Source organism: Streptomyces zinciresistens K42, from assembly GCF_000225525.1.
Lineage (GTDB): Bacteria > Actinomycetota > Actinomycetes > Streptomycetales > Streptomycetaceae > Streptomyces > Streptomyces zinciresistens.
In genome coordinates this window covers 65790-90589 of the sequence record NZ_AGBF01000003.1, presented here as the reverse complement: position 1 = coordinate 90589, position 24800 = coordinate 65790, and the positions used below count along the sequence as shown (strand labels likewise).

1 protein-coding gene is annotated in these 24800 nt (G+C 73.6%); it reads right to left on the bottom strand.

The window, feature by feature from the left end; translation table 11 throughout:
• Nucleotides 1–4: 4 nt before the first annotated feature.
• Nucleotides 5–24763: a type I polyketide synthase gene (locus SZN_RS02250; RefSeq protein ID WP_043727600.1), complete on the bottom strand. Its 24759-nt coding sequence runs from the start codon at nucleotides 24761–24763 to the stop codon at nucleotides 5–7.
• Between the last annotated feature and the right edge of the window lie 37 nt (nucleotides 24764–24800).

The window sequence follows — 24800 nt, the reverse complement described above, 5'->3', positions numbered from 1 at the left end:
CACGTCAGGACATTCCGAATTCGTCGTCGATGAGTTTGAAGATCTCGTCGGCGGTGGCCGCTTCGATCTCGTCGTCGTCATCCGTGTGGTCGTCCAGCGCCGCCGCGGTGCCGGACACCGGCCCGGTGCCGCCGGCGGACCACTTCGCCACCAGGCCCTGGAGCCGCTCCATGACCCGGGAGTGCGTCTCGCTGTCGGATCCGAGCGCCGAGAGGGCGGATTCCAGCCGGTCGAGTTCTCCGAAGACGGGCTCGGCCGTGGGCGCGTCCGCGGGGGTGACCTCTTCGCTCAGGAATCGTCCGAGCGCCACCGGGGACGGGTAGTCGAACACCAGGGTCGCGGGCAGCCGCGTTCCGGTGATCGCGTTGAGCCGGTTGCGCAGTTCGACGGCCGACAGGGAGTCGAAGCCCAGGTCCTTGAACGCGTGTCCCGGATCGATCGCCTGCCCCGACGCGTAGCCGAGGACGACGGCCACCTGATCGCACACCAGGTCCACCAGGGTGCGCTCGCGTTCCGTCGCGGACTTCCCGGCCAGGTGTTGCTTGAGTTCGGTGGCCGGGTCGGCCGTGGTGCTCGCGGCGCCCGAGTCGGCGGTCCGTCGGGCGGGTGCCCGCACGAGCCCGCGGAGCAGCGCGGGTACGTGCTCGCCCACGGATGCCATGTCCATCGTCATGGGCACCAGGACGGCACCGTCGAGATCCCGGGTCGCGTCGAACAGCGCGAGCCCGGCCTCGGGGGTGAGGGCGACCATGCCGGTCCTGGTCATCCGGTTGACGTCGGCGTCGGCCAGGTCGGTGGTCATGCCGCCGTCCTGCGTCCACGGCCCCCAGACGAGTGAGGTCGCGGGGAGGCCGGCGGCCCTGCGGTGCTGGGCCAGGGCGTCCATGAAGGCGTTGCCCGCCGCGTAGTTGGCCTGGCCCGAGCCGCCGAAGGTGCCGGAGACGGAGGAGTACAGGATGAAGGCGGCGAGGTCGAGGTCGCGGGTCAGCTCGTGGAGGTGCAGTGCCGCGTCCACCTTCGGACGCAGCACCCTGTCCACCCGCTCCGGCGTCAGCGACTCCACCACACCGTCGTCCAGCACACCCGCCGCATGCACCACCGCCGACAGCGGATGCTCCGAACCGATCCCCGCCAGCAGCCCCTCCACCGACGCCCGGTCGGCCACGTCACACGCCACGGCCCGCACCTCGGCACCCAGCCCGGCCAGCTCCGCCACCAACTCCGCCGCACCCGGCGCCTCGACACCACGACGACTCGTCAGCACCAGACGCCCGACACCGTGCTCCACCACCAGATGCCTGGCCAGCAGCGCCCCCAGACCACCCGTACCACCCGTGACCAGCACCGTTCCCGGGCCGTCGAGCGTCCTCGGGATGGTCAGCGCCACCTTGCCGGTGTGGCGGGCCTGGCTGATGAAGCGGAATGCCTCGGGTGCCCTGCGGACGTCCCAGGTGCGTACCGGCAGCGGCCGCAGCACCCCGTCCTCGAACAGGGTGATCAGCTCGCCCCACATCTCCTGGATGCGGTCGGGTCCGGCTTCGATGAGATCGAACGCCTGGTAGGAGACGCCGCCGTATGCGGCGGCCACCTCCTCCGCCGCCCTGATGTCGGTCTTGCCCATCTCCAGGAACCGGCCGCCGCGCGGCAGCAGGCGCAGGCCCGCGTCCACGAACTCCCGCGCCAGCGAGTCGAGCACCACGTCCATACCGCGTCCACCGGTCACGTCGAGGAAGCTCTTCTCGAAGTCCAGCGTCCGCGACGACGCGATGTGCTCGTCGTCCAGGCCCAGCGACCGCAGGGTGTCCCACTTGCCCTCACTCGCGGTGCCGAACACCTCGGCCCCGAGATGCCGTGCCAGTTGCAGCGTGGCCATGCCCACACCACCGGCCGCCGAGTGCACCAGCACCGACTGGCCGGCCTGGAGACCACCCAGGTCCACCATGGCGTAGTAGGCCGTCAGGAACACGATGGGAGTCGACGCCGCCTGCTCGAACGTCCAGCCCTGCGGCACCCGGGCGACGACGCGCCGGTCGGTGATGGCGACCGGGCCGAACGACCCGCCGAAGATGCCCATCACCCGGTCGCCGGGGGTCAGGTCCGTCACTCCGGGGCCGACCTCGGTCACGGTGCCGGCGCCCTCGCCACCGAGCGGCCCGGCCTCACCGGGGTACATCCCCAGGGCGTTGAGCACATCGCGGAAGTTCATCCCCGCCGCGCGCATCTCGACCCTGATCTCGTTCTCGCCGAGCGCTTCGGTGACGTCGGGGCAGGGCAGCAGCGCCAGGTTCTCCAGGGTTCCCTTGGCGTGCATGTCCAGGCGCCATTCCCGTGTTCCGGCGGGCGGCAGCAGTGCGGTGCCCGAGGAGACCCGGGCCATGCGCTGGCCGAGCACCGTGCCCTCGCGGACCACGGCCTGCGGCTCGTCGCCGGCGAGGAGCGCGGGCAGTGCCGCCTTGGACGCCTCGGCGGGCTCCCGCGGGTCCAGGTCCACCAGGACGAAGCAGTTCGGGTTCTCCGACTGCGCGGACCGGACCATGCCCCACAGGGGTGCGTGGATCAGGTCCGGGCTCTCCTCGCGGTCCTCGGGCGCCATGGCGCCCGAGGTCACGAAGACCAGGCGGGAGGAGTCGAACCGGCGGTCGCCGAGCCAGCCCTGGATCAGGCCGAGCGTGTGGTGCGTCACCGCGTGGACGGCGTCCGCGGGCTCCGGGACCGGCTTGGCCTTGCTCCTGCCCCTGGCTCTGCCCTTGCCCTTCGCCTTGTTCTTGGGCTTGCTCCGGGCCGCCTCGTCGTCGAGGCCCGGTGCGTAGGAGACCAGCACCGCCTCCGGGGCGGCGGCGCCAGCGTCGATCGCGGCGCCCAGCGCGTCGAGATCGGCGTAGGCGCTCACCTCGGCTCCGGCGATCGCGCCGGCGGCGAGTCCGTAGTGGTCGGTGCCCACCACGGCCCACCGCGCCGTCGCCGCCCCTGCCGGGTCGACGGCCGGTACGGGGGTCCAGTCCAGCGTGAACAGCGAGTCGCGGAACGCCGATGTCCTGGCCGTGTCGATGTGGTCCACCGACACCGGGCGCAGCACGAGGGATTCGACCGAGGCCACCGGGCGGCCGGTTCCGTCGGCCACCGCGAGGGAGATGGAATCCGGTCCCAGCCGGGTGAGCCGCACCCGCAGCGTGGACGCGCCGCCGGCGTGGAGCGACACCCCGCTCCAGGAGAACGGGAGCCGGGAGAGGCCGACGTCCTCCAGGGCGACGAAGGTCACCGCTTGCACGGCGGCGTCCAGCAGCGCCGGGTGGAGGCCGAAGTCGGCCGCGTCCGACGCGTGCTCCGCTGCGAGCCCGACCTCGACGTAGACGTCGTCGCCGGAGCGCCAGGCGGCACTCAGGCCCTGGAACACCGGGCCGTAGGCGAACCCGGAGGCGGCGAAGCGCTCGTAGAAGTCGCTGATGTCCAGGGCTTCCGCGTCCGCCGGGGGCCATGCGGCCAGGTCGAACGACGGCTCGGGGCCGGTCGGGGCCAGCGCGCCGGCCGCGTGCTGCGTCCACGACTGGTCCGAGGGCGCGTCGGCGGGGCGGGAGTACAGGCTGAGCGAGCGGTGGCCCGTGTCGTCCGCGTCACCCACCCAGAGCTGCACCTGGACCGCTTCGTTCTCGGGCAGGACCATCGGGGTGGCCAGGGTGACCTCCTCGACCCGCCCGCAGCCGACCTGGTCGGCGGCGCGGATGGCGAGTTCGAGGAAGCCGGTCCCGGGGAACAGGGCCGCGCCCGCGATCGCGTGGTCGGCCAGCCACGGCTGGCTCTGCACCGACAGCCTGCTGGTGAACAGGAATCCGTCCCGGCCCGCGAGTTCGACTCCGGCACCCAGCAGGGGGTGGTCGGGGGAGCTGAGCCCGACGGAGGAGACGTCCCCGGTCATGGGGCCGCCGGCCTTCGGCCAGTAGCGCTGCCGCTGGAAGGCGTAGGTGGGCAGCTCCACCCGCCGGACGTCCAGCCCGGCGAACGCCGTCGACCAGTTCACCGTGGTGCCGTGGACGTGGAGTTCGGCCAGGGCCGTGGTCAGCGACGGGACCTCGGGACGGTTCTTGCGCAGCGCGGGAACGAGGGTGAGAGCGGCTCCGGCGTTGTCGGCCGTCACGCAGTCCTGCGCCATCGCGGTGAGCACACCGTCGGGGCCCACCTCCAGGAACGAGGTCACCCCGAGCTTCTCCAGGGCCCGTACCCCGTCGGCGAAGCGCACGGCCTCCCGCACGTGCCGCACCCAGTACTCGGGCGAGCACACCTCGTCCGCGCCCGCCGACGCTCCCGTGAGGTTGGAGACCAGCGAGATCGACGGTGCCTCGAAGGACAGGCGGGAGACGACGTCGCGGAAGTCGTCCAGCATGGCGTCCATGCGGGGCGAGTGGAAGGCGTGGCTGACCCGCAGGCGGCGCGTCTTGCGGCCCTGCTCGGCCCAGTCCCCGGCGATCTCCAGCACGGCGGCCTCGTCGCCGGCGATGACCACGGAGGCCGGGCCGTTGACGGCGGCGACGCTCACCTCGGCCTCACGGCCGGCCAGCGACGGCGCGATCTCCTCCTCGGACGCCTGGACGGCGACCATCGCGCCGCCCTCGGGCAGCGCCTGCATCAGCCGGCCGCGCGCCTCGATCAGCGTGCACGCGTCCTCCAGCGAGAGCACCCCGGCCACATGGGCCGCGGCCACCTCTCCCACCGAGTGACCGATGAGTACGTCCGGGGTGACGCCGAAGTGCTCCAGCAGCCGGAACAGCGCCACCTCGACGGCGAACAGCGCGGGTTGCGTGAACGCCGTCCGGTCGAGCAGCTCGGCGTCCGCGCTGCCCTCCGCCGCGAACATCACCTCGCGCAGCGGGCGGTCGAGCAGGACGTCCAGATGCGCGCACACCTCGTCGAGCGCCTGGGCGAACACCGGGTAGGCGTCGTACAACTCCCGGCCCATTCCCGGACGCTGCGCGCCCTGACCCGAGAACAGGAACGCCGACTTGCCGGCCGTGCCCACGGATCCCCGGATGACTCCAGGGGCCGCGGTACCGGAGGCGATGGCGTCCAGAGCGTTCAGCAGCCTGTCCCGGTCAGCGCCCAGGAGCACGGCGCGGTGGTCGAAGACCGACCGGGTGGCCGCCAGCGAGTGGCCCACGTCGTTCAGGTCGAGCTCGGGGTGGGCCGACACGTGGGCGTGCAGGCTCCTGGCCTGGGCGCGCAGCGCCTCGGCGCCCTTGGCTGTGACCGTCCAGGGAAGCGTTCGCGATCCGGTCGGGTCGTCCGTACGGACCCGCTCCACCGCCTCCGGCTCCGGGGCCTGCTCGATGATGGTGTGGGCGTTGGTGCCGCTGATGCCGAACGAGGAGATGCCGGCCCGGCGCGGCTCGTCGCCCTCCGGCCACGCGGTCGGCGCGGTGAGCAGCCGGACCTCTCCCGCCGTCCAGTCCACGTGCGGGGTGGGCTCGTCCACGTGCAGCGTCCGCGGCAGCACGCCCTCCCGCATGGCCATCACCATCTTGATGACACCTGCCACGCCGGCGGCCGCCTGCGTGTGCCCGATGTTGGACTTGACGGAGCCCAGCCACAGCGGCCGGCCCTCGGGGCGGCCCTGGCCGTAGGTGGCCAGCAGTGCCTGCGCCTCGATCGGGTCACCGAGCCTGGTGCCGGTGCCGTGCGCCTCGACCGCCTGCACCTGGTGGGCGGCGAGGTCGGCGCTGGCCAGGGCCTGGCGGATCACCCGCTGCTGCGACGGCCCGTTGGGCGCCGTCAGACCGTTGGAGGCACCGTCCTGGTTGACGGCGGACCCCCGCACGATCGCCATCACCGGGTGGCCGTTGCGGCGCGCGTCCGACAGCCGCTCGAGCAGCAGCACACCGACGCCCTCGCCCCAGCCCGTGCCGTCGGCCGAGGCCGCGAACGCCTTGCACCGTCCGTCGGACGACAGCCCCTTCTGGCGGCTGAAGTCCACGAACGAGCCCGGGGTCGACATGATCGTGACACCGCCGGCCAGCGCAAGGGAGCATTCGCCCTGGCGCAGCGACTGCACGGCCATGTGGAGCGCCACCAGCGACGAGGAGCACGCCGTGTCCACCGTGACGGCCGGTCCTTCGAGGCCGAAGGTGTAGGAGACACGGCCCGAGACGACGCTGCCCGCGTTGCCGGTGCCGAGGTAGCCGTCGGGTCCGCCGGGGGCGGTCAGCAGCAGGCCGATGTAGTCCTGGCCGTTGCTTCCCGCGAAGACGCCCGTCCGGCTCCCCTTGAGCGACGCGGGGTCGATGCCCGCCCGCTCGATCGCCTCCCAGGAGGTCTCCAGCAGCAGCCGCTGCTGCGGGTCGATGGTCAGCGCCTCACGCGGGGCGATCCCGAAGAACGCCGGGTCGAACTCGTCGGCGTCGTAGACGAAGCCGCCGCCGCTCGCGTAGCTGGTGCCCGTGTTCTCCGGGTCCGGGTTGTAGAGGTCGCCCAGGTCCCAGCCACGGTTGGTCGGGTAGGCGCTGATCACGTCGCTGCCCTCGGAGACCAGCCGCCACAGGTCCTCCGGAGTGCGCACCCCGCCGGGGAAGCGGCAGCTCATCGACACGATCGCGATCGGGTCGTCGTCCACCGCCGTGCCCGTCACCACCGGCAGGTCATCGGCCGGCGCGGGCGCGGTGCCCAGCACCTCGCCGAGGATGAACCGCGCGAGCACGGTGGGCGTCGGGTAGTCGAAGGCCATGGTGACCGGCAGGTTCACCCCGGCGGCCGCGCTGAGGCCGTTGCGCAGTTCCACGGCGGTCAGCGAGTCGAACCCGATGTCCCTGAAGGCCCGGTCGGGCTCCACCGCGTCGGCGCTCGGGTATCCGATCACCTCGGCGGCGTGGGACCTGACGACGTCCAGCACCTCCGCCTCGCGTTCGACGGCCGACAGCCCTTCGAGGCGCCGGGCCAGCCCGGTGAGCGCCGCGCCCAGCTCGGCCTCCGCCGCCGACAGGGCCTGCCGCACCTCCGGCAGTTCGTTCAGCAGCGGACGCGGCCGGGCCGCGGCGAAGCCGGGGGCGTAGCGCTCCCAGTCCACATCGGCGACGGTGATGTCCACCTCGTCGTGGTCGAGCGCCTGCTGGAGGGCGTCCACGGCGAGTTCGGGCACCAGCGGCGGCATACCGCGCCGCTTGAGCTGGGCCGCGGTGGTGTCGTCCACCAGACCCCCGCCGCCCCAGGCGCCCCAGGCCACCGAGGTCGCGGCCAGCCCCTGGGCGCGGCGCTGCTGCGCCAGGGCGTCGAGGAAGGCGTTCGCGGCGGCGTAGCTGCCCTGACCGGCACCGCCGACGGTTCCGGCGTAGGAGGAGAAGAGGATGAACGCGGACAGGTCCAGGTCCCGGGTCAGCTCGTGGAGGTTCACCACGGCGTCCACCTTGGGCCGGAAGACCCCGTGCGTCCGGGGGACGGTGAGGGTGTCGATGAGGCCGTCGTCCAGCACACCGGCCGCGTGCACCACCGCGGTCAGCGGGTACTCCGCGGGCAGTCCGTCGAGCAGCTCCCGCAGTGCGTCCCGGTCGGCGGCGTCACAGGCGGCGACGGTGACCCGCGCGCCCAGGTCCGTCAGCTCGTCCCTCAACTCGGCCGCGCCGGGCGCGTCCGGGCCGCGGCGGCTGGTCAGCACCAGGTGCTCGGCACCGCCTCGGGCGAGCCAGCGGGCGAGGCGGCCGCCGAGCGCGCCGGTTCCACCGGTGATCAGGACGGTGCCGCGAGGCTCCCAGACGCGGGCCGGCCGGGCATCGCCCAAGGGCGCCCGGACGAGCCGTCGGGCGAAGACCCCGGAGGCGCGCACCGCGACCTGGTCCTCGTCACCGGAGCGCCCGATCAGGCCGACCAGGCGGTTGAGCACTCGCTCGTCGATCGCGTCCGGCGACTCGGGCAGGTCGACCAGACCGCCCCAGCGCTGTGCGTACTCCAGGCCGACCACCCGGCCCAGACCCCACACCAGGGACTGCTCGGCGCTGCCGACCCGGTCGGAGCGGCCCACGGACACGGCTCCGGTGGTGGCGAGCCACAGCGGCACATCGATGTCGATGTCGCTCAGCGCCTGGACCAGGGCCACGGTCGCGGCGAAGCCGCGCGGAAGGTTCGGGTGCCCGGCCAGCGCCTCCTCGTCCAGCGCGAGCAGGGAGAGCACTCCGTCGATCGCGGGCGTTCCGTCCTGCTGGGAGCCGTCCGTGGTGGGTGTGCCGGGGGCCGCGGCCCGCAGGAGCTCCGCCAGTGACGACCGCTCCGGCTCCGTCGCGTCCAGGTCCACCCGCACCATGCGGGCACCATGGCGCTCCACGTCCCGCGCGATGCGCTCCGCCAGGTCACGGGCGCTGTCGACCGGCGGGACGACGACCACCCACGTACCGGTGATCGGGGCGCCCTGCTCCTGCTCGGAGCCGGACGGCGACGGGTCGATGAGGGGCTTCCAGTTGATCCGGTAGCGCCAGTTGTCGACCGTCGAACGGTCACGCCTGCCTCGCCGGTACGACGACAGGGCGGGCAGCACCGCGCTCAGCGGCGCCTGGCCGTCGAGTTCCAGGGTACGTGCCAGTCCTTCGAGGTCCTCGCGCTCGACGGCTTCCCAGAACCGGGCGTCCGCCGCGTCGGCCTCGGAGACGGGGCCGTTGCCGAGCCCGCCGTCCTCGGCCGGCTGCGGCCAGTACCGCTGCCGCTGGAAGGCGTAGGTCGGCAGGTCGGTCCGGCGGGCGCCGTGTCCGGCGAACACCTTCCGCCAGTCGACGTCGGCCCCATGGACATGAAGCTCGGCGATCGACGTCATGAACCGCTCGGGTCCGCCCTCGTCCCGCCGCAGCGTGCCCACGACCACCGCCTGCGCGTCGGCGGCCTCCACGGTCTGCTGCACCGGAAGCGTGAGCACCGGATGCGGACTCACCTCGACGAACACGCCATGACCACTGCCGAGCAGGGCACGGGTCGTCGCCTCCAGCTCGACCGTCTGCCGCAGATTCGTGTACCAGTACTCGGCGTCCAGACCCGCCGTGTCCACCAGCTCACCCGACACGGTCGAATAGAACGGCACCTGCGACGGGCGCGGCGCGATGCCCGCCAGCACCTTCAGCAACTCGCCGCGGATCTCCTCCACATGCGCCGAATGCGAGGCATAGTCCACCGGAACCCGGCGAACCCGCACCCCCTCACCCTCCAGCAGCACCACCAGCTCATCCAGCGCACCCGCATCACCCGACACCACAACCGAACCCGGACCATTCACCGCCGCCACGGAGATCGCCCCGCCCCACGCGGCGATACGCTCCCTGGCCGCATCCACCGGCAGGCCCACCGACACCATGCCGCCACGACCCGCCAAACCGGCCGCGATCGCCTGCGACCGCAAGGCCACCACCCTCGCCGCGTCCTCCAGCGACAGCGCACCCGCCACACACGCCGCCGCGATCTCACCCTGGCTGTGGCCCATCACCGCATCCGGCTCGACACCCACCGAACGCCACAACCGCGCCAGCGACACCATCACCGCGAACAGCACCGGCTGCACCACATCCACCCGGTCAAAACCCGGAGCACCCTCCACACCCCGCAGCACATCCGTCAACGACCAGTCCACATACACCGACAGAGCCGACTCACACTCACCCACCGACTCCGCGAACACCGGCGAAGACTCCAGCAGCCCCACACCCATACCGAGCCACTGCGCCCCCTGACCGGGGAACACGAACACCGAACGGCCCGGTGCTTCGACGGCGCTCGCCCGGACCGCACCCGGTGCCTTGGCGCCCTCGGACAGCGCCTCCAGACGCTCCAGGAGTTCCTCCCGGCCGGTCCCGGTCACCGCGGCCCGGTACTGGAACGCGGACCTGGTCGTCGCCAGGGAGAGCGCCACATCCGCGGCACGCAACTCCGGGTGTGCGGCCACGAACTCCCGCAGCCTGCGGGCCTGGTCCGGCACCGCGTCGTTGCTCTTGCCCGACACGATCCACGCCACCGGGCCGTCGGCCGCCTCGGACTCGGCGGCCTCGGCCGTCTCGGCCTCGGGAGCCTGCTCCAGGATGGTGTGCACGTTGGTGCCGCTCATGCCGAACGCCGACACACCCGCGCGCCGCGGATGCCCGGTCTCCGGCCACGGCCTGGCCTCGGCCAGCAGTTCGACGTCGCCCGCCGTCCAGTCGACGTGCGGCGAGGGCTCGTCGAGGTGCAGGGTCTTCGGCAGCACACCGTGCCGCATCGCCATCACCATCTTGATGACGCCACCCACACCCGCCGCCGCCTGCGAATGACCGATGTTCGACTTGATGGCGCCCAGCCACAGCGGCCGGCCCTCGGGGCGCTCCTGGCCGTAGGTGGCCAGCAGCGCCTGCGCCTCGATCGGGTCACCCAGCGTGGTGCCCGTACCGTGCGCCTCCACCGCGTCGACCTCGGCGGCCGACAGGCGGGCGTTCGCCAGCGCCTGCCGGATGACCCGCTGCTGCGAGGGGCCGTTGGGCGCCGTCAGACCGTTCGACGCACCGTCCTGGTTCACCGCGCTGCCGCGCACCACGGCCAGGACGGGGTGGCCGTTGCGGCGCGCGTCCGACAGCCGCTCAAGGACGAGCATGCCGACGCCCTCGGCCCAGCTCGCGCCGTCCGCGGCGGCCGAGAACGGCTTGCTGCGGCCGTCGGAGGCGAGCGCGCGCTGGCGGCTGAACTCGATCATCGACATCGGGGTGGACATCACCGTCACACCACCGGCCAGGGCCAGCGAGCACTCGCCCTGGCGCAGTGCCTGCCACGCGAGGTGCAGGGCGACCAGCGACGACGAGCACGCGGTGTCCACCGTCATGGCGGGCCCTTCGAGGCCCAGCGTGTAGGAGATACGGCCCGAGAGCACACTCGGCGAGACACCGGTGCCGACGAGACCCTCGACGCTCTCCTGAGAGCCGACGAGGACACCGCCGTAGTCCTGGTAGGTCACACCGGCGAAGACGCCGGTCCGGCTGCCCTTCGCGGAGACCGGGTCGATACCGGCCCGCTCCAGCGCCTCCCACGAGGTTTCCAGCAGCAGGCGGTGCTGCGGGTCCATGGATATCGCCTCACGCGGCGAGATCCCGAAGAACGCGGGGTCGAACAGGCTGGCGCTGTGCAGGAAGCCGCCCTCCTGCGTGTAGCACTTGCCGGGCTCGTCGGGGTCCGGGTCGTAGAGGTTCTCCACATCCCAGCCACGGTCCGTCGGGAAGGGCGAGATGCCGTCCCGGCCCTGGGCCACGAGGTCCCACAGGTCCTCGGGGGTGGCCACCCCTCCGGGGTAGCGGCAGCTCATGCCCACGATCACGATCGGCTCGTCGTCGCCCGCCACCGCGACCGGCACCGGCTGCACGGCTCCGGTCCGCGCGCCGAGCACCTCGGCGCGGGCGAACTTCGCCAGTTCGGCGGGGGTCGGGTAGTCGAACACCGCCGTCGCCGGCAGGCGCAGGCCCGTGGCCTTGCTCACCCGGTTGCGGAACTCCACGGCGGTCAGCGAGCTGAAACCGAGGTCCTTGAACGCCTGCGAGCCCTGGACCGCGTCGGCGGAGGCGTGTCCGAGCACCGCCGCGACATGGGTGCGGAGCACATCGAGCAGGAGCCGATCCTGTTCCGGCTGGGAGAGCCCGGTCAGCCGCTCCCGCAGCGCGGCGAGCGGTCCGGAGTCCGATCCGGCGCCCCGCCCGGCGCTGCGTCGTGTGGTCCTGCGGCGGCGGGCGGGCTTGGCAGATGCCTCCTCGACGGGGGTGTCGGTGGCCGCTCCGGCCGAAGCGTCGGCCTCTGCCGTCTCCGGGGCCGGGATCTCCGGCCGCTCCGTGACGACCTGCCGCAACGTCAGTTTGGCTGCGGAGAGCACGGCTTCCCCGGCTCCGTCGACCACGGCCAGGGACAGGGTGTCCGTCCCCGTACGGGCGAGCCGGACACGCAACGCGGAGGCACCGGAGGCGTACAGCGACACCCCGGCCAGGCTGAACAGCATCCGGCCGCGCCCCACGCCGTCCAGCACACCGAGGCCGAGCGGCTGGAGCGCCGCGTCCAGAAGTGCGGGGTGCAGCCCGAACCGCTCGGCGTCCGCGACGGACTCCTCGGCCGGGCCGACCTCGGCGAACACCTCGTCGTCGCGCTGCCAGACGGCTCGGAGGCAACGGAACGAGGGTCCGTAGACGAGGCCGTCGTCGGCGAGCAGCTCGTACAGGCCGTCCACGTCGACGCGCTCGGCGCCGGGCGGGGGCCATGCGGCGGAGGCGAAGCGCATCGCTCCTTCCGCGGTCGCGACGTCGTCCGGCTCCGGGGCGAGCACACCGCTGGCGTGGCAGATCCACTCGTCCGTGCCCGCCGGCTCGGCGGCTCGTGAGTACACCTCCAGCGAACGGGTGCCGGACTCGTCCTCCTCACCGAGGGCGAGCTGGATCTGGACGCCGCTTCCCCGGGGGAGGACCAGCGGGGCCTGGACGACGAGTTCTTCCACGTGGCCGAGGCCGACCTCGTCGCCGGCGCGAACGGCCAGTTCGACGAGGGCCGTGGTGGCCAGGACCGCCTCGCCGCGCAGGACGTGGTCGGCCAGCCAGGGCTGGGTGTGCAGCGAGAGCGTTCCGGTGAACACGAGTCCGTCGGCGCCCGCGAGGGGGACGGTTCCGCCCAGCAGCGGGTGGTCGGCCGGGTCGAGGCCGAACGCGGCGGCGTCTCCCGCCGCGACACCGGGCTCCAGCCAGTAGCGCTGGTGCTGGAACGCGTACGTCGGAAGGTCCACGCGGCGGGCGCCGCGTCCGGCGAGGAACGCCCGCCAGTCGACGGTTTCGCCGTGGACGTACGTCTCGGCGAGGGCCGCGACGAGTGCCTGGGTCTCGGGGCGGTCCTTGCGCAGCACCGGAACCAGCAGAGGGGCCGGTGCATCGTCGGCCGCGAGGTCGTCGGCCGGTTCGGTCAGGCAGTCCCGGGCCATGGCGGACAGTACGCCGTCGGGGCCGACCTCGATGTACGCGGTGACGCCCTGCGCTTCGAGGGTCCGCACCCCGTTGAGGAAGCGGACGGTCTCCCGTACGTGCCGCACCCAGTACTCCGGCGAGCACACCTCTTCGGCACCCGCCTGCTCACCCGTGAGATTCGAGAGGAACGCGATGGACGGGCCGTGGTAGGTGAGCGTCCTCGCGACGGCGCGGAAGTCGTCGAGCATGGCGTCCATGTGCGGGGAGTGGAAGGCGTGGCTGACGCGCAGGCGGCGGGTCTTGCGGCCCCGCTCCGCCCACTGCCCGGCGATCTCCAGCACGGCCGCCTCGTCGCCGGCGATGACCACGGCGGTCGGGCCGTTGACGGCGGCGACGCTCACCTCGGCCTCACGGCCGGCGAGCGATCCGGAGATCTCCTCCTCGGACGCCTGCACCGCCACCATCGCGCCGCCCCCGGGCAGCGCCTGCATCAGCCGGCCACGCGCCGCAACCAGCGTGCACGCGTCCTCCAGCGAGAACACCCCGGCGACGTGCGCGGCGGTGATCTCACCCACCGAATGGCCGATCAGCACGTCCGGGGTGACACCCCAGTGCTCCAGCAGCCGGAACAACGCCACCTCGACCGCGAACAGCGCCGGTTGCGTGAACGCCGTCCGGTCCAGCAGCTCGGCGTCCGCACTGCCCTCCGCCACGAACATCACGTCCTTCAGCGGACGGTCCAGCAGCACATCCAGATGCGCGCACACCCCGTCCAGCGCCTGGGCGAACACCGGGAACGCCTCGTACAACTCCCGCCCCATGCCCGGACGCTGCGCACCCTGGCCGGTGAACAGGAACGCGGTCTTCCCGCTCGCGGCCGCCTGCCCCTGGACGATGCCGGGGGCGTCGTGGCCCGCGGCGACGGTCTCCAGGCCGCGCAGCAGCGTCTCGCGTTCGGTGCCCAGCAGGACCGCGCGGTGCTCGAACACCGATCGCGTCGCGACCAGCGATTCGGCGATGTCCAGAACGCCGGGCCCGGCCCCTTCCAGCAGGTGGGCGCGCAGCCGCTCGGCCTGGTCGCGGAGGGCTTGCGGGCTCCGGGCGGAGAGCACCCAGGGGGCCGTGCCCTGATCGTCGGCGGGAGCCGCCGGAGCGGACTGCGCCTCGACCGGGACTGGGGCCTGCTCGATGATGGTGTGCGCGTTGGTGCCGCTCACGCCGAAGGCGGAGACACCGGCCCGGCGCGGCTGACCGGTCTCGGGCCACGCGGTGGCCTCGGTCAGCAGCCGCACCTCACCCGCCGACCAGTCCACCTCCCGCGACGGCTCGTCCACATGCAGCGTCTGCGGCAGGACGCCGTGCCGCATCGCCATCACCATCTTGATGACGCCGGCGACACCGGCGGCGGCCTGCGTGTGACCGATGTTCGACTTGATCGATCCGAGCCACAGCGGCAGGTTCTCCGGGCGCTCCTGACCGTAGGTGGCCAGCAGCGCCTGCGCCTCGATCGGGTCACCCAGCGTCGTTCCGGTGCCGTGTGCCTCGATCACCTGGACGTCGGCGGGCGACAGCCTGGCGTTGGCGAGGGCCTGGCGGATCACCCGCTGCTGCGAGGGGCCGTTGGGCGCCGTCAGACCGTTGGACGCGCCGTCCTGGTTCACGGCGGAGCCCCGCACGATGGCCAGCACCTGGTGGCCGTTGCGCCGCGCGTCGGACAGCCGCTCCACGAGCAGCATGCCCACGCCCTCGGACCAGCCGGTGCCGTCCGCCGCGTCGGCGAACGGCTTGCAGCGGCCGTCGGGGGCGAGCCCGCGCTGACGGCTGAACTCCACGAAGGCGGCCGGGCTGGTCATCACGGTGACGCCGCCGGCGAGCGCCATGGAGCACTCGCCCTGGCGCAGCGCCTGCGCGGCCTGGTGCAGGGCGACCAGCGACGACGAGCACGCGGTGTCCACCGTCATGGCGGGCCCCTCAAGGCCCAGCGTGTAGGAGATGCGGCCCGACGCCACGGAGGTGGCGCTGCCGGTCAGCAGCTGCCCTTCCAGGCCCTCGGGGATCTCGTGCAGCCCGGCTCCGTAGCCGGAGGTCGCGGCGCCGACGTAGACGCCGATCTGGTTGCCGCGCACGGACGCCGGGTCGATACCGGCCCGTTCGAACGCCTCCCACGAGGTTTCCAGCAGGAGCCGCTGCTGCGGGTCCATGGCGAGCGCCTCACGCGGCGAGATCCCGAAGAACGCCGCGTCGAACTCGCTCGCCCCGTCGAGGAACCCGCCCTCACGGGCGTAGAACGTGCCGGAGCGGTCCGGGTCGGGGTCGTACATCCCGTCGACGTCCCATCCGCGGTCGGAGGGGAAGTCCACGACGGCGTCCGTACCGGCCGCGACGAGGTTCCACAGCTCCTCCGGGCTGCGCACACCGCCGGGGAAGCGGCAGCTCATCCCGACGATCGCGACCGGGTCGTCGTCGACCGGAGCCGCCACCGCCGAGGGCGCGGCCACCGCTCCCCGCGTGCCCAGCACCTCGGCACGCAGGTGGTCCGCCAGCACCGTGGCGCTCGGGTAGTCGAAGACCAGCGTCGCCGAAAGCGCCAGCCCGGTCTCGCCGTTCAGGCGGTTGCGGAACTCCACCGCGGTCAGCGAGTCGAAGCCCAGCTCCTTGAAGGCGCGCGCGGGCTCGACGGCCTCCGCACCCGCGAAGCCGAGAACGGCCGCGGCGTGGGCGCGCACCAGATCGAGCAGGGCCCGGTCGGTCTCGGCCTCGGTCAGCCCCGCCAACCGCTCCCGCAGTGCGGAGCCGGCGCCGGCGCCTTCGGTGTGTGCGGCGCCGGCCAGCGCCCGCTGGACCTCGGGCAGGTCGCCGATGAGCGGGCTGGGCCGCCCGATCGTGAACGCGGGAGCGAACCGCCCCCAGTCCACATCGGCGACCGCCACCACACCGTCGTCACCCGCGACCGCCCCCTGCAACGCGGCGACCGCCAGACCCGGCGCCATCGAGACCAGCCCCCGACGCGCCAGCTCACCGCCCCCGCCACCGGCCGCCATACCACCCCCGGCCCAAGGACCCCAGGCCACCGCCGTACCGGCAAGACCCCGCGCCCGACGCTCCTCCACCAGCGCATCCAGATACGCGTTCGCCGCACCGTACGCGGCCTGGCCACCACTGCCCCACACACCCGCGATCGACGAGAAGACCACGAACGCGTCCAGCTCACGATCACCCAGCAACGCATCCAGATGGACGGCACCCGCCACCTTCCCCGACACCACGCCGGCGGCATCCGCCAGGCCGGTTTCGGCCAGCGGCCCGGCTCCGTTGGCGCCCGCCGCGTGGACCACCGCCGTCAGCGGATGCTCGTCCGGGACGGCGTCCAGCACCGCGGCCAGTTGCGCCCGGTCGGCCACGTCGCAGGCCGCGACGGTCACCCGGGCACCCAGGGCTTCGAGTTCCCCGCGCAGTTCGGGCGCTCCCGGAGCCTTGATGCCGCGACGGCTCGTCAGCACCAGGTGTTCGGCGCCGTTGCGGGCCAGCAGGCGGGCCACCTGACCGCCGAGCGCACCCGTGCCGCCGGTCACCAGCACCGTGCCGCGCGCCCGCCAGGTCGTTCCGCCTGCCGTCGGCGCGGCCGAACGGGTCAGGCGGCGTGCGAACACCCCGGAACCGCGCACCGCCACCTGGTCTTCGCCGGTCCCGGTGGCCAGCACACCGGCCAGCCGGGCGAGCGCGCGCTCGTCCAGCACCTCGGGCAGGTCGACCAGACCGCCCCACAGCTGCGGCAGCTCCAGCGCGGCCACCCGGCCCAGCGCCCACACCATCGCCTGCGTGGGGTGGTCGAGCCTTTCGGAGCGGCCCACCGACACGGCACCGCGCGTACCGCACCACAGCGAGGTCTCGATGCCCGCGTCCGCCATGGCCCGCACGAGCGTCAGTGTCAGGGCGAAGCCGCCTGGCAGCGCGGGGTGTTCCGGGCAGGGTTCCTCGTCCAGGGCGAGCAGGGACAGCACTCCGCCCAGGGCGGGCGCGTCGGCGATCGCACCGCGCAGCCGCTCCCCCAGCGCCCCGGCGTCGAGGTCCCGTTCGCCCGCCACCAGCGACACCGCGTCCGCGCCGTGCCGACCGAGCCCGGAGACGATCTCCACCACCTGCGCGTCCTCGGCACGGGCGGCCGGAACCACCACCAGCCACGTGCCCGACAGCGGGCCACCGGTCACGTCCGCGACCGGCTTCCACGCCACGCGGTAGCGCCAGTTGTCGACCGTGGACCGGTCGCGTGTGGTGCGGTGGTACGTGGACAGCGCGGGCAGCACCGCGCTCAGCGGCGTCTCGCCGTCGACGTCGAGCGTCTCGGCGAGCGCTTCGAGGTCCTCGCGCTCGACCGCTTCCCAGAACCGCGCGTCCACCGAGTCCGCGGCGCCCGGCGTGGCCCAGCCGCTCGGGGAGAGGGACACCTCGGGCCAGTACCGCTCACGCTGGAAGGCGTACGCCGGCAGCTCCACCATCCGCGCGCCGCGCCCGGCGAAGAGGGACTCCCACTCCACCGGGGCCCCGTGGACGTGGAGTTGGGCCAGCGCCGTCGTCAGCGCCTGGGCCTCGGGGCGGTCCTTGCGCAGCGCCGGCACCACGGCCGGGGCCGCGGCCCGGTCCTCCGTCAGGCAGTCCCGCGCCATCGCGGAGAGCACACCGTCGGGGCCGACCTCCAGGAACCTGGTGACGCCCCGGGCGGTGAGTGCCCGCATACCGTCCGCGAAGCGCACGGTCTGGCGCACGTGCCGCACCCAGTACTCGGGCGCGCACACCTCGTCCGCGTCCGCCGCCTCGCCCGTCGCACAGGAGACCAGGGCGATGGAGGGCGGCTGGTAGGAGAGGCCGGAGGCGACGGCGCGGAAGTCGTCCAGCATCGCGTCCATGTGCGGGGAGTGGAAGGCGTGACTGACGCGCAGGCGGCGGGTCTTGCGGCCCCGCTCCGCCCACTGGGCGGCGATCTCCAGGACGGCAGGCTCGTCGCCCGCGACAACCACGGAGGCCGGGCCGTTGACCGCGGCGACGCTCACCTCGGCCTCGCGGCCGGCGAGCGATCCGGAGATCTCCTCCTCGGACGCCTGGACGGCGACCATCGCGCCGCCCCCGGGCAGCGCCTGCATCAGCCGGCCGCGGGCCGCGACCAGCGTGCACGCGTCCTCCAGCGAGAACACCCCCGCCACATGCGCGGCGGCGATCTCACCGATCGAGTGGCCGATCAGCACGTCCGGGGTGACACCCCAGTGCTCCAGGAGGCGGAACAGCGCCACCTCGACCGCGAACAGGGCGGGTTGCGTGAACGCCGTCCGGTCCAGCAGCTCGGCGTCCGCACTGCCCTCCGCCGCGAACATCACCTCGCGCAGCGGACGGTCGAGCAGCACGTCCAGGTGCGCGCACACCCCGTCCAGCGCCTGGGCGAACACCGGGAAGGCGTCGTACAACTCCCGCCCCATGCCCAGGCGCTGCGCGCCCTGACCGGTGAACAGGAACGCGGTCCTTCCGGCCGTGGCGGCCTGTCCCTGGACGACCCCCGAGGCGATTCCGCCCTCCGCGACGGCCCGCAGACCGCGCAGCAGGGTCTCCCGGTCCTCGCCCACCAGCACGGCCCGGTGCTCGAACACCGTCCTGGCCGCCAGCGTGTGTCCGACATCCAGCACGCCGACGTCTTCCCGCTCCGCCACCTGCCCGTACAGCCGCTCGGCCTGCGCCCGCAGCGCCTCCCGGGTCTTGCCGGACACCAGCCACGGCACCACGGCCGCCGACACCGGCGTCTCGGGCAGGGCCGGCTCCGGGGCCACGGTCTCTTCGAGGTCGGGGGCCTGCTCGATGATGGTGTGCACGTTGGTGCCGCTGAGTCCGAACGAGGAGACACCGGCCCGGCGCGGCTGACCGGTCTCCGGCCAGGCGGTGGACTCGGTCAGCAGCCGCACCTCACCCGCCGACCAGTCCACCTGCCGCGACGGCTCGTCGACGTGCAGCGTCTGCGGCAGTACGCCCGCGCGCATCGCCATCACCATCTTGATGACACCGGCGACGCCCGCAGCGGCCTGCGTGTGACCGATGTTGGACTTGATGGCACCCAGCCACAGCGGACGGCCCTCCGGCCGGTCCTGGCCGTAGGTGGCGAGCAGCGCCTGCGCCTCGATCGGGTCGCCCAGGGTGGTACCGGTGCCGTGTGCCTCGACCGCGTCCACCTCGGCGGCCGACAGCCCGGCGCTGGCCAGCGCCTGCCGGATCACCCGCTGCTGGGACGGGCCGTTGGGCGCCGTCAGGCCGTTGGAGGCACCGTCCTGGTTGACGGCGGAGCCGCGGACGACCGCCAGCACGGGGTGGCCGTTCCTGCGCGCGTCCGACAGCCGCTCCACGAGCAGCATGCCCACGCCCTCGGACCAGCCGGTGCCGTCCGCGCCCTCCGCGAAGGGCTTGCAGCGGCCGTCGGGCGCCAGACCGCGCTGACGGCTGAACTCCACGAAGGCACCCGGCGTCGACATCACCGACACACCGCCGGCCAGCGCCAGATCGCACTCGCCCTGGCGCAGCGCCTGCACCGCGAGGTGCAGCGCGACCAGCGACGACGAACACGCCGTGTCCACCGTCATGGCCGGCCCTTCAAGGCCGAACGTGTACGAGATGCGGCCGGACACCACACTGGCCGCGCTGCCCGTGCCCACATGGCCGCCGAAGTCCTCCGGGGCGTCGAGCGTGACCATGGAGTAGTCCTGGCCGTTGGTGCCCACGAACACGCCGGTCCGGGTGCCGCGCAGTGCGGCCGGTCTGACGCCCGCGTACTCGAACGCCTCCCACGACGTCTCCAGCAGCAGCCGCTGCTGCGGGTCCATGGCCACCGCCTCGCGCGGCGAGATCCCGAAGAACGCGGGGTCGAACTGGGGCGCCCCGTAGAGGAAACCGCCCTCGCGGGCGTAGCAGGTGCCCGGGTGCTCGGGGTCCGGGTGGTACATGCCCTCGACGTCCCAGCCGCGGTCGGCGGGGAACCCGGCGACGGCGTCGCCGCCCTCGGCCAGCAGTCGCCACAGGTCCTGCGGGGTCTCGACGCGACCGGGGAAGCGGCAGCTCATCGCCACGATCGCGATGGGGTCGTCGTCCTCCGGCCGCGCCGGGTGCGCCGCCGCCGAGGTGGCCGCTTCGGGGGTGGCCCCGCCCAGTTCCCGCCACAGACGGCCCGCCAGGGCATCGGCGGTCGGGTGGTCGAAGATGAGGGTCGCGGGCAGGCGCAGACCGGTGGCCAGGTCGAGCCGGTTGCGCAGCTCGATGGCGGTGAGGGAGTCGAATCCGAGGTCCCGGAAGGCGCGGCCCGGCTCGACGGACTCCGCCGAGAAGTGGCCGAGCGCCGAGGCCGCGTGGGTGCGGACGAGGTCGAGCAGGAGGAGGCGCTGCTCCTCGTCCGACCGTCCGGCCAGCTGGTCCCGCAGGTCGTGGCCCGGTGTCGCCCGGCCGGTGGTCCCGGCCGCGGCGGTCAGGAGCGCGCGCGCCTCGGGGATGTCGCTGACGAGGGCGCCGGGGCCCGCGCTCAGCGTCGGGGCCATGCCGGTCCAGTCGACGTCGGCCACGATCACGGCGGCCTCGTCGTGGCCCACGGCCCAGCGCAGCGCGTCCACGGCCAGCGAGGGGGCCATGGGGGGCAGTGGCCCGCCGCGCGTCCGCTCCCCGGCGCGGCCGCTCGCGGCCATGCCGCTCCCGGCCCACGGGCCCCAGGCGACCGCGGTGGCGGCCAGGCCCTGGGCGCGGCGCTGCTGCGCCAGCGCGTCCAGGTAGGTGTTGGCCGCCGCGTAGGCGGCCTGGCCCGCGCCGCCCACGACGCCGGCGAACGAGGAGAACAGTACGAACGCGTCGAGCGGCAACTCCGCGGTCAGCTCGTGCAGATGGCGCGCGCCCTCGGCCTTCGCGGCCAGGGTCCCGGCGAGCTGGTCGACGGTCAGGCCGTCCAGCACACCGTCGTCCACGATGCCCGCCGCGTGCACGACGGCGCTGAGCGGATACCGCTCGGGGACGGCGGCCAGCACCGCGGCGAGGGCGTCGCGGTCGGCGGCGTCGCAGGCCGCCACGGTCACCTCGGCGCCGAGTTCCTCAAGTTCCGCCGTGAGTTCGGAAGTGCCCTCGGCGAGCGGGCCCCGGCGGCTTGTCAGCACCACGTGTTCGGCGCCCTCGCGCACGACCCAGCGCGCCACGTGCGCGCCCAGGGCACCGGTGCCGCCGGTGATCAGCACCGAGCCCCGGGGCCGCCACGTACGCTCGGCCGACTCGTCGCCCACCGTGAGGCGGGCGAGGCGCCGGACGTACGCTCCGGATCCGCGCACCGCCACCTGGTCCTCGCCGTCCCCGGCGGACAGCGCCCGGACCAGTCGCGCGGCGGCGCGCTCGTCCAGGGTCTCGGGCAGGTCGACGAGGCCACCCCAGAGGCGCGGGTGCTCCAGCGCGGCGACCCGGCCGAGGCCCCAGATCTCCGCCTGCACGGCGCTGGTGAGCCGGTCGGAGCGGCCCACCGACACCGCCCCCCGGGTGACGCACCACAGCCGGGCCCGGAGGTCCGTCTCGGCCAGGGCGCGCACCAGCGTCAGCGTCAGCGCGAGGCCGCGGGAGACCGCCGGGTGCTCGGTGCAGGGCCGCTCGTCCAGGCCCACCAGGGACAGCACGCCGCCGATCCCGGACGGATCGGCGGCGATCTCGCGCAGCCGTGCCGCCAGCGCACCGGGGGCGAGGTCGGCCTCGTCCGCCACCAGGCGAACGGCATCGGCACCGTGCCGCCGGAGCGCGGCGGACGCCGACTCCGCGAACACGTCGTCGACCCCGGAGGCGGGGACGACCACGAGCCAGGTCCCCGACAGCGTGGCCGCGGGGGTCTCCGAGACCGGCTTCCAGGAGATCCGGTACCGCCAGCCGCCGACCGCGGCCCGGTCACGCTGCTGACGCCGGTACGAGGACAGCGCGGGCAGCAGCTCGCCGAGCGAGCCGCCGCCGTCGACGTCCAGCGCCTTCGCCAGCGCCTCCAGGTCCTCGCGCTCCACCGCGTCCCAGAACCGGGCGTCCACACTGTCCGCGGCGGAACGGGTCGGCGCACCGTTCGTGCCCTCCAGCCAGTAGAGCCGGCGCTGGAAGGGGTACGTCGGCAGCTCGACGGTGCGGGCGCCCCGTCCGGCGAAGACCTGCTCCCAGTCCACCGTCACACCGTGGACGTGGGCCTCGGCCAGCGCGGCCGTGAGCGCCTGCGCGTCGGGGCGTCCCTTGCGCAGGACCGGCACCACGGCCGGGGCCGGGGCCGCCTGTGCGGCGAGGCAGTCCCGCGCCATCGCGGAGAGCACACCGTCGGGGCCCACCTCGATGTACGCGGTGACGCCCTGCGCCGCGAGGGAGCGGACACCGTCGGCGAAGCGCACGGCCTCGCGCACATGCCGCACCCAGTACTCCGGCGAGCACACCTCGTCGGCCCCGGCCGGCTCACCGGTGACGTTGGAGACCAGCCCCAGGGTGGGGGTCTGGAAGGACAGCCCCCGCACGACACGGCGGAAGTCGTCCAGCATGGCGTCCATGCGGGGTGAGTGGAAGGCGTGGCTGACCCGCAGGCGACGCGTCTTGCGGCCCTCTCGCTCCCACTGTCCGGCGATCTCCAGGACGGCGGCCTCGTCGCCCGCGACGACCACGGCCGCCGGGCCGTTGACGGCGGCGACGCTCACCTCGGCCTCGCGGCCGGCGAGCGATGCCGCGACCTCCTCCTCCGACGCCTGGACGGCGACCATCGCGCCGCCCTCGGGCAGCGCCTGCATCAGCCGGCCGCGCGCGGCCACCAGGGTGCACGCGTCCTCCAGCGAGAACACCCCGGCGACGTGGGCGGCGGTGATCTCACCGATCGAGTGGCCGATCAGCACGTCCGGGGTGACGCCGAAGTGCTCCAGCAGGCGGAACAGCGCCACCTCGACCGCGAACAGGGCGGGCTGGGTGAACGCCGTCCGGTCCAGCAGCTCGGATTCCGCACTGCCCTCCGCCGCGAACAGCACCTCACGCAGCGGACGGTCCAGCACCACGTCCAGGTGCGCGCACACCTCGTCCAGCGCCTGGGCGAACACCGGGAAGGCGTCGTACAGCTCCCGCCCCATGCCCAGGCGCTGCGCACCCTGGCCGGAGAAGAGGAACGCCGTCTTGACCGCCGACCCGGCCACGCCCTGGAGCACGTGGGGGGCGGCCTCGCCCGCGGCGACGGCCTCAAGTCCGGCGAGGAGTTCCGCACGGTCCGCACCGGACACCACGGCACGGTGCTCGAACACGGACCGCGTCGCCACCAGCGAGTGGCCGATGTCCAGCGGGGTCGGCTCGGCCCGCTCCAGCAGGAACGCCCTCAGCCGCGCGGCCTGCGCCCGCAGCGCGTCCGCGCCACGACCCGACAGGAGCCAGGTGGCCACGCCGGCGTCACCGTCGGACGCCGGGCTCTCCCCGGTCTCGTCCTCGACCGGCGGGGCCTGCTCGATGATGGTGTGCGCGTTGGTGCCGCTCACGCCGAAGGCGGAGACGCCGGCCCGGCGCGGCTGACCGGTCTCCGGCCAGGCGGTGGCCTCGGTCAGCAGCCGCACCTCACCCGCCGACCAGTCCACCTCCCGCGACGGCTCGTCGACGTGCAGCGTCTGCGGCAGCACACCGTGCCGCATCGCCATGACCATCTTGATGATCCCGGCGACACCGGCGGCGGCCTGCGTGTGACCGATGTTCGACTTCAGCGCGCCCAGCCACAACGGGCGGCCCTCCGGCCGCTCCTGGCCGTACGTGGCCAGCAGGGCCTGCGCCTCGATCGGGTCGCCCAGGGACGTGCCGGTCCCGTGTCCTTCCACCACGTCCACCTCGGACGGGGCCAGTCGGGCGCTCGTCAGCGCGTCGCGGATGACCCGCTGCTGCGAGGGGCCGTTCGGGGCGGTCAGGCCGTTGGACGCACCGTCCTGGTTGACCGCCGAACCCCGTACGACCGCCAGCACGGGGTGGCCGTTCCTGCGCGCGTCCGACAGCCGCTCCACGAGCAGCATGCCCACGCCCTCGGACCAGCCCGTGCCGTCGGCCGCGTCCGCGTACGGCTTGCAGCGGCCGTCGGGCGCCAGACCGCGCTGGCGGCTGAACTCCACGAAGGCGCCCGGCGTCGACATCACCGTCGCGCCGCCGGCCAGCGCCAGATCGCACTCGCCCTGGCGCAGCGCCTGGACCGCGAGGTGCAGCGCCACCAGCGACGACGAACAGGCCGTGTCGACCGTCACCGCGGGGCCCTCCAGGCCCAGGGTGTACGAGATGCGGCCCGATACGACCGAGGTCGCCGTGCCGGTCAGCAGATGGCCTTCGATCTCCTGCGGAAAGCCATCGACATCCGCCCCGTAGCCCGAGGTGGCCGCGCCCACGAACACGCCGCCGCGACGGCCCTTCACCGACCCCGGAGCGATGCCCGCCCGCTCGAAGACCTCCCACGAGGTCTCCAGCAGCAGCCGCTGCTGCGGATCCATGGCAAGGGCCTCGCGCGGCGAGATCCCGAAGAAGTCCGCGTCGAACTCGCCCGCCTCGTGCAGGAAGCCGCCCTCACGGGCGTAGAACGTGCCCGAGCGCTCGGGGTCCGGGTCGTACATCCCCTCCACGTCCCAGCCGCGGTCGGACGGGAATTCGGAGATGGCGTCACCCCCGCCGGCGACGAGCCGCCACAAGTCCTCCGGGCTTCCCACACCGCCCGGGAAGCGGCAGCTCATCGCCACGATCGCGATGGGTTCCTGCTCTCCTGCCTCCAGCTCGCGCAGGCGTTGGCGTGCTTGGTGCAGATCTGCTGTTACCCGCTTGAGGTAGTCCCGAAGCCTATCTTCGTTCACCATGAAAACCTTGCCTGTTACGAGTCAAAGAAGACTGAGG

Excerpts from the sequence above, each read along its gene's own strand:
- SZN_RS02250 (WP_043727600.1), bottom strand. The coding sequence starts at position 24,763 with ATGGTGAACGAAGATAGGCTTCGGGACTACCTCAAGCGGGTAACAGCA.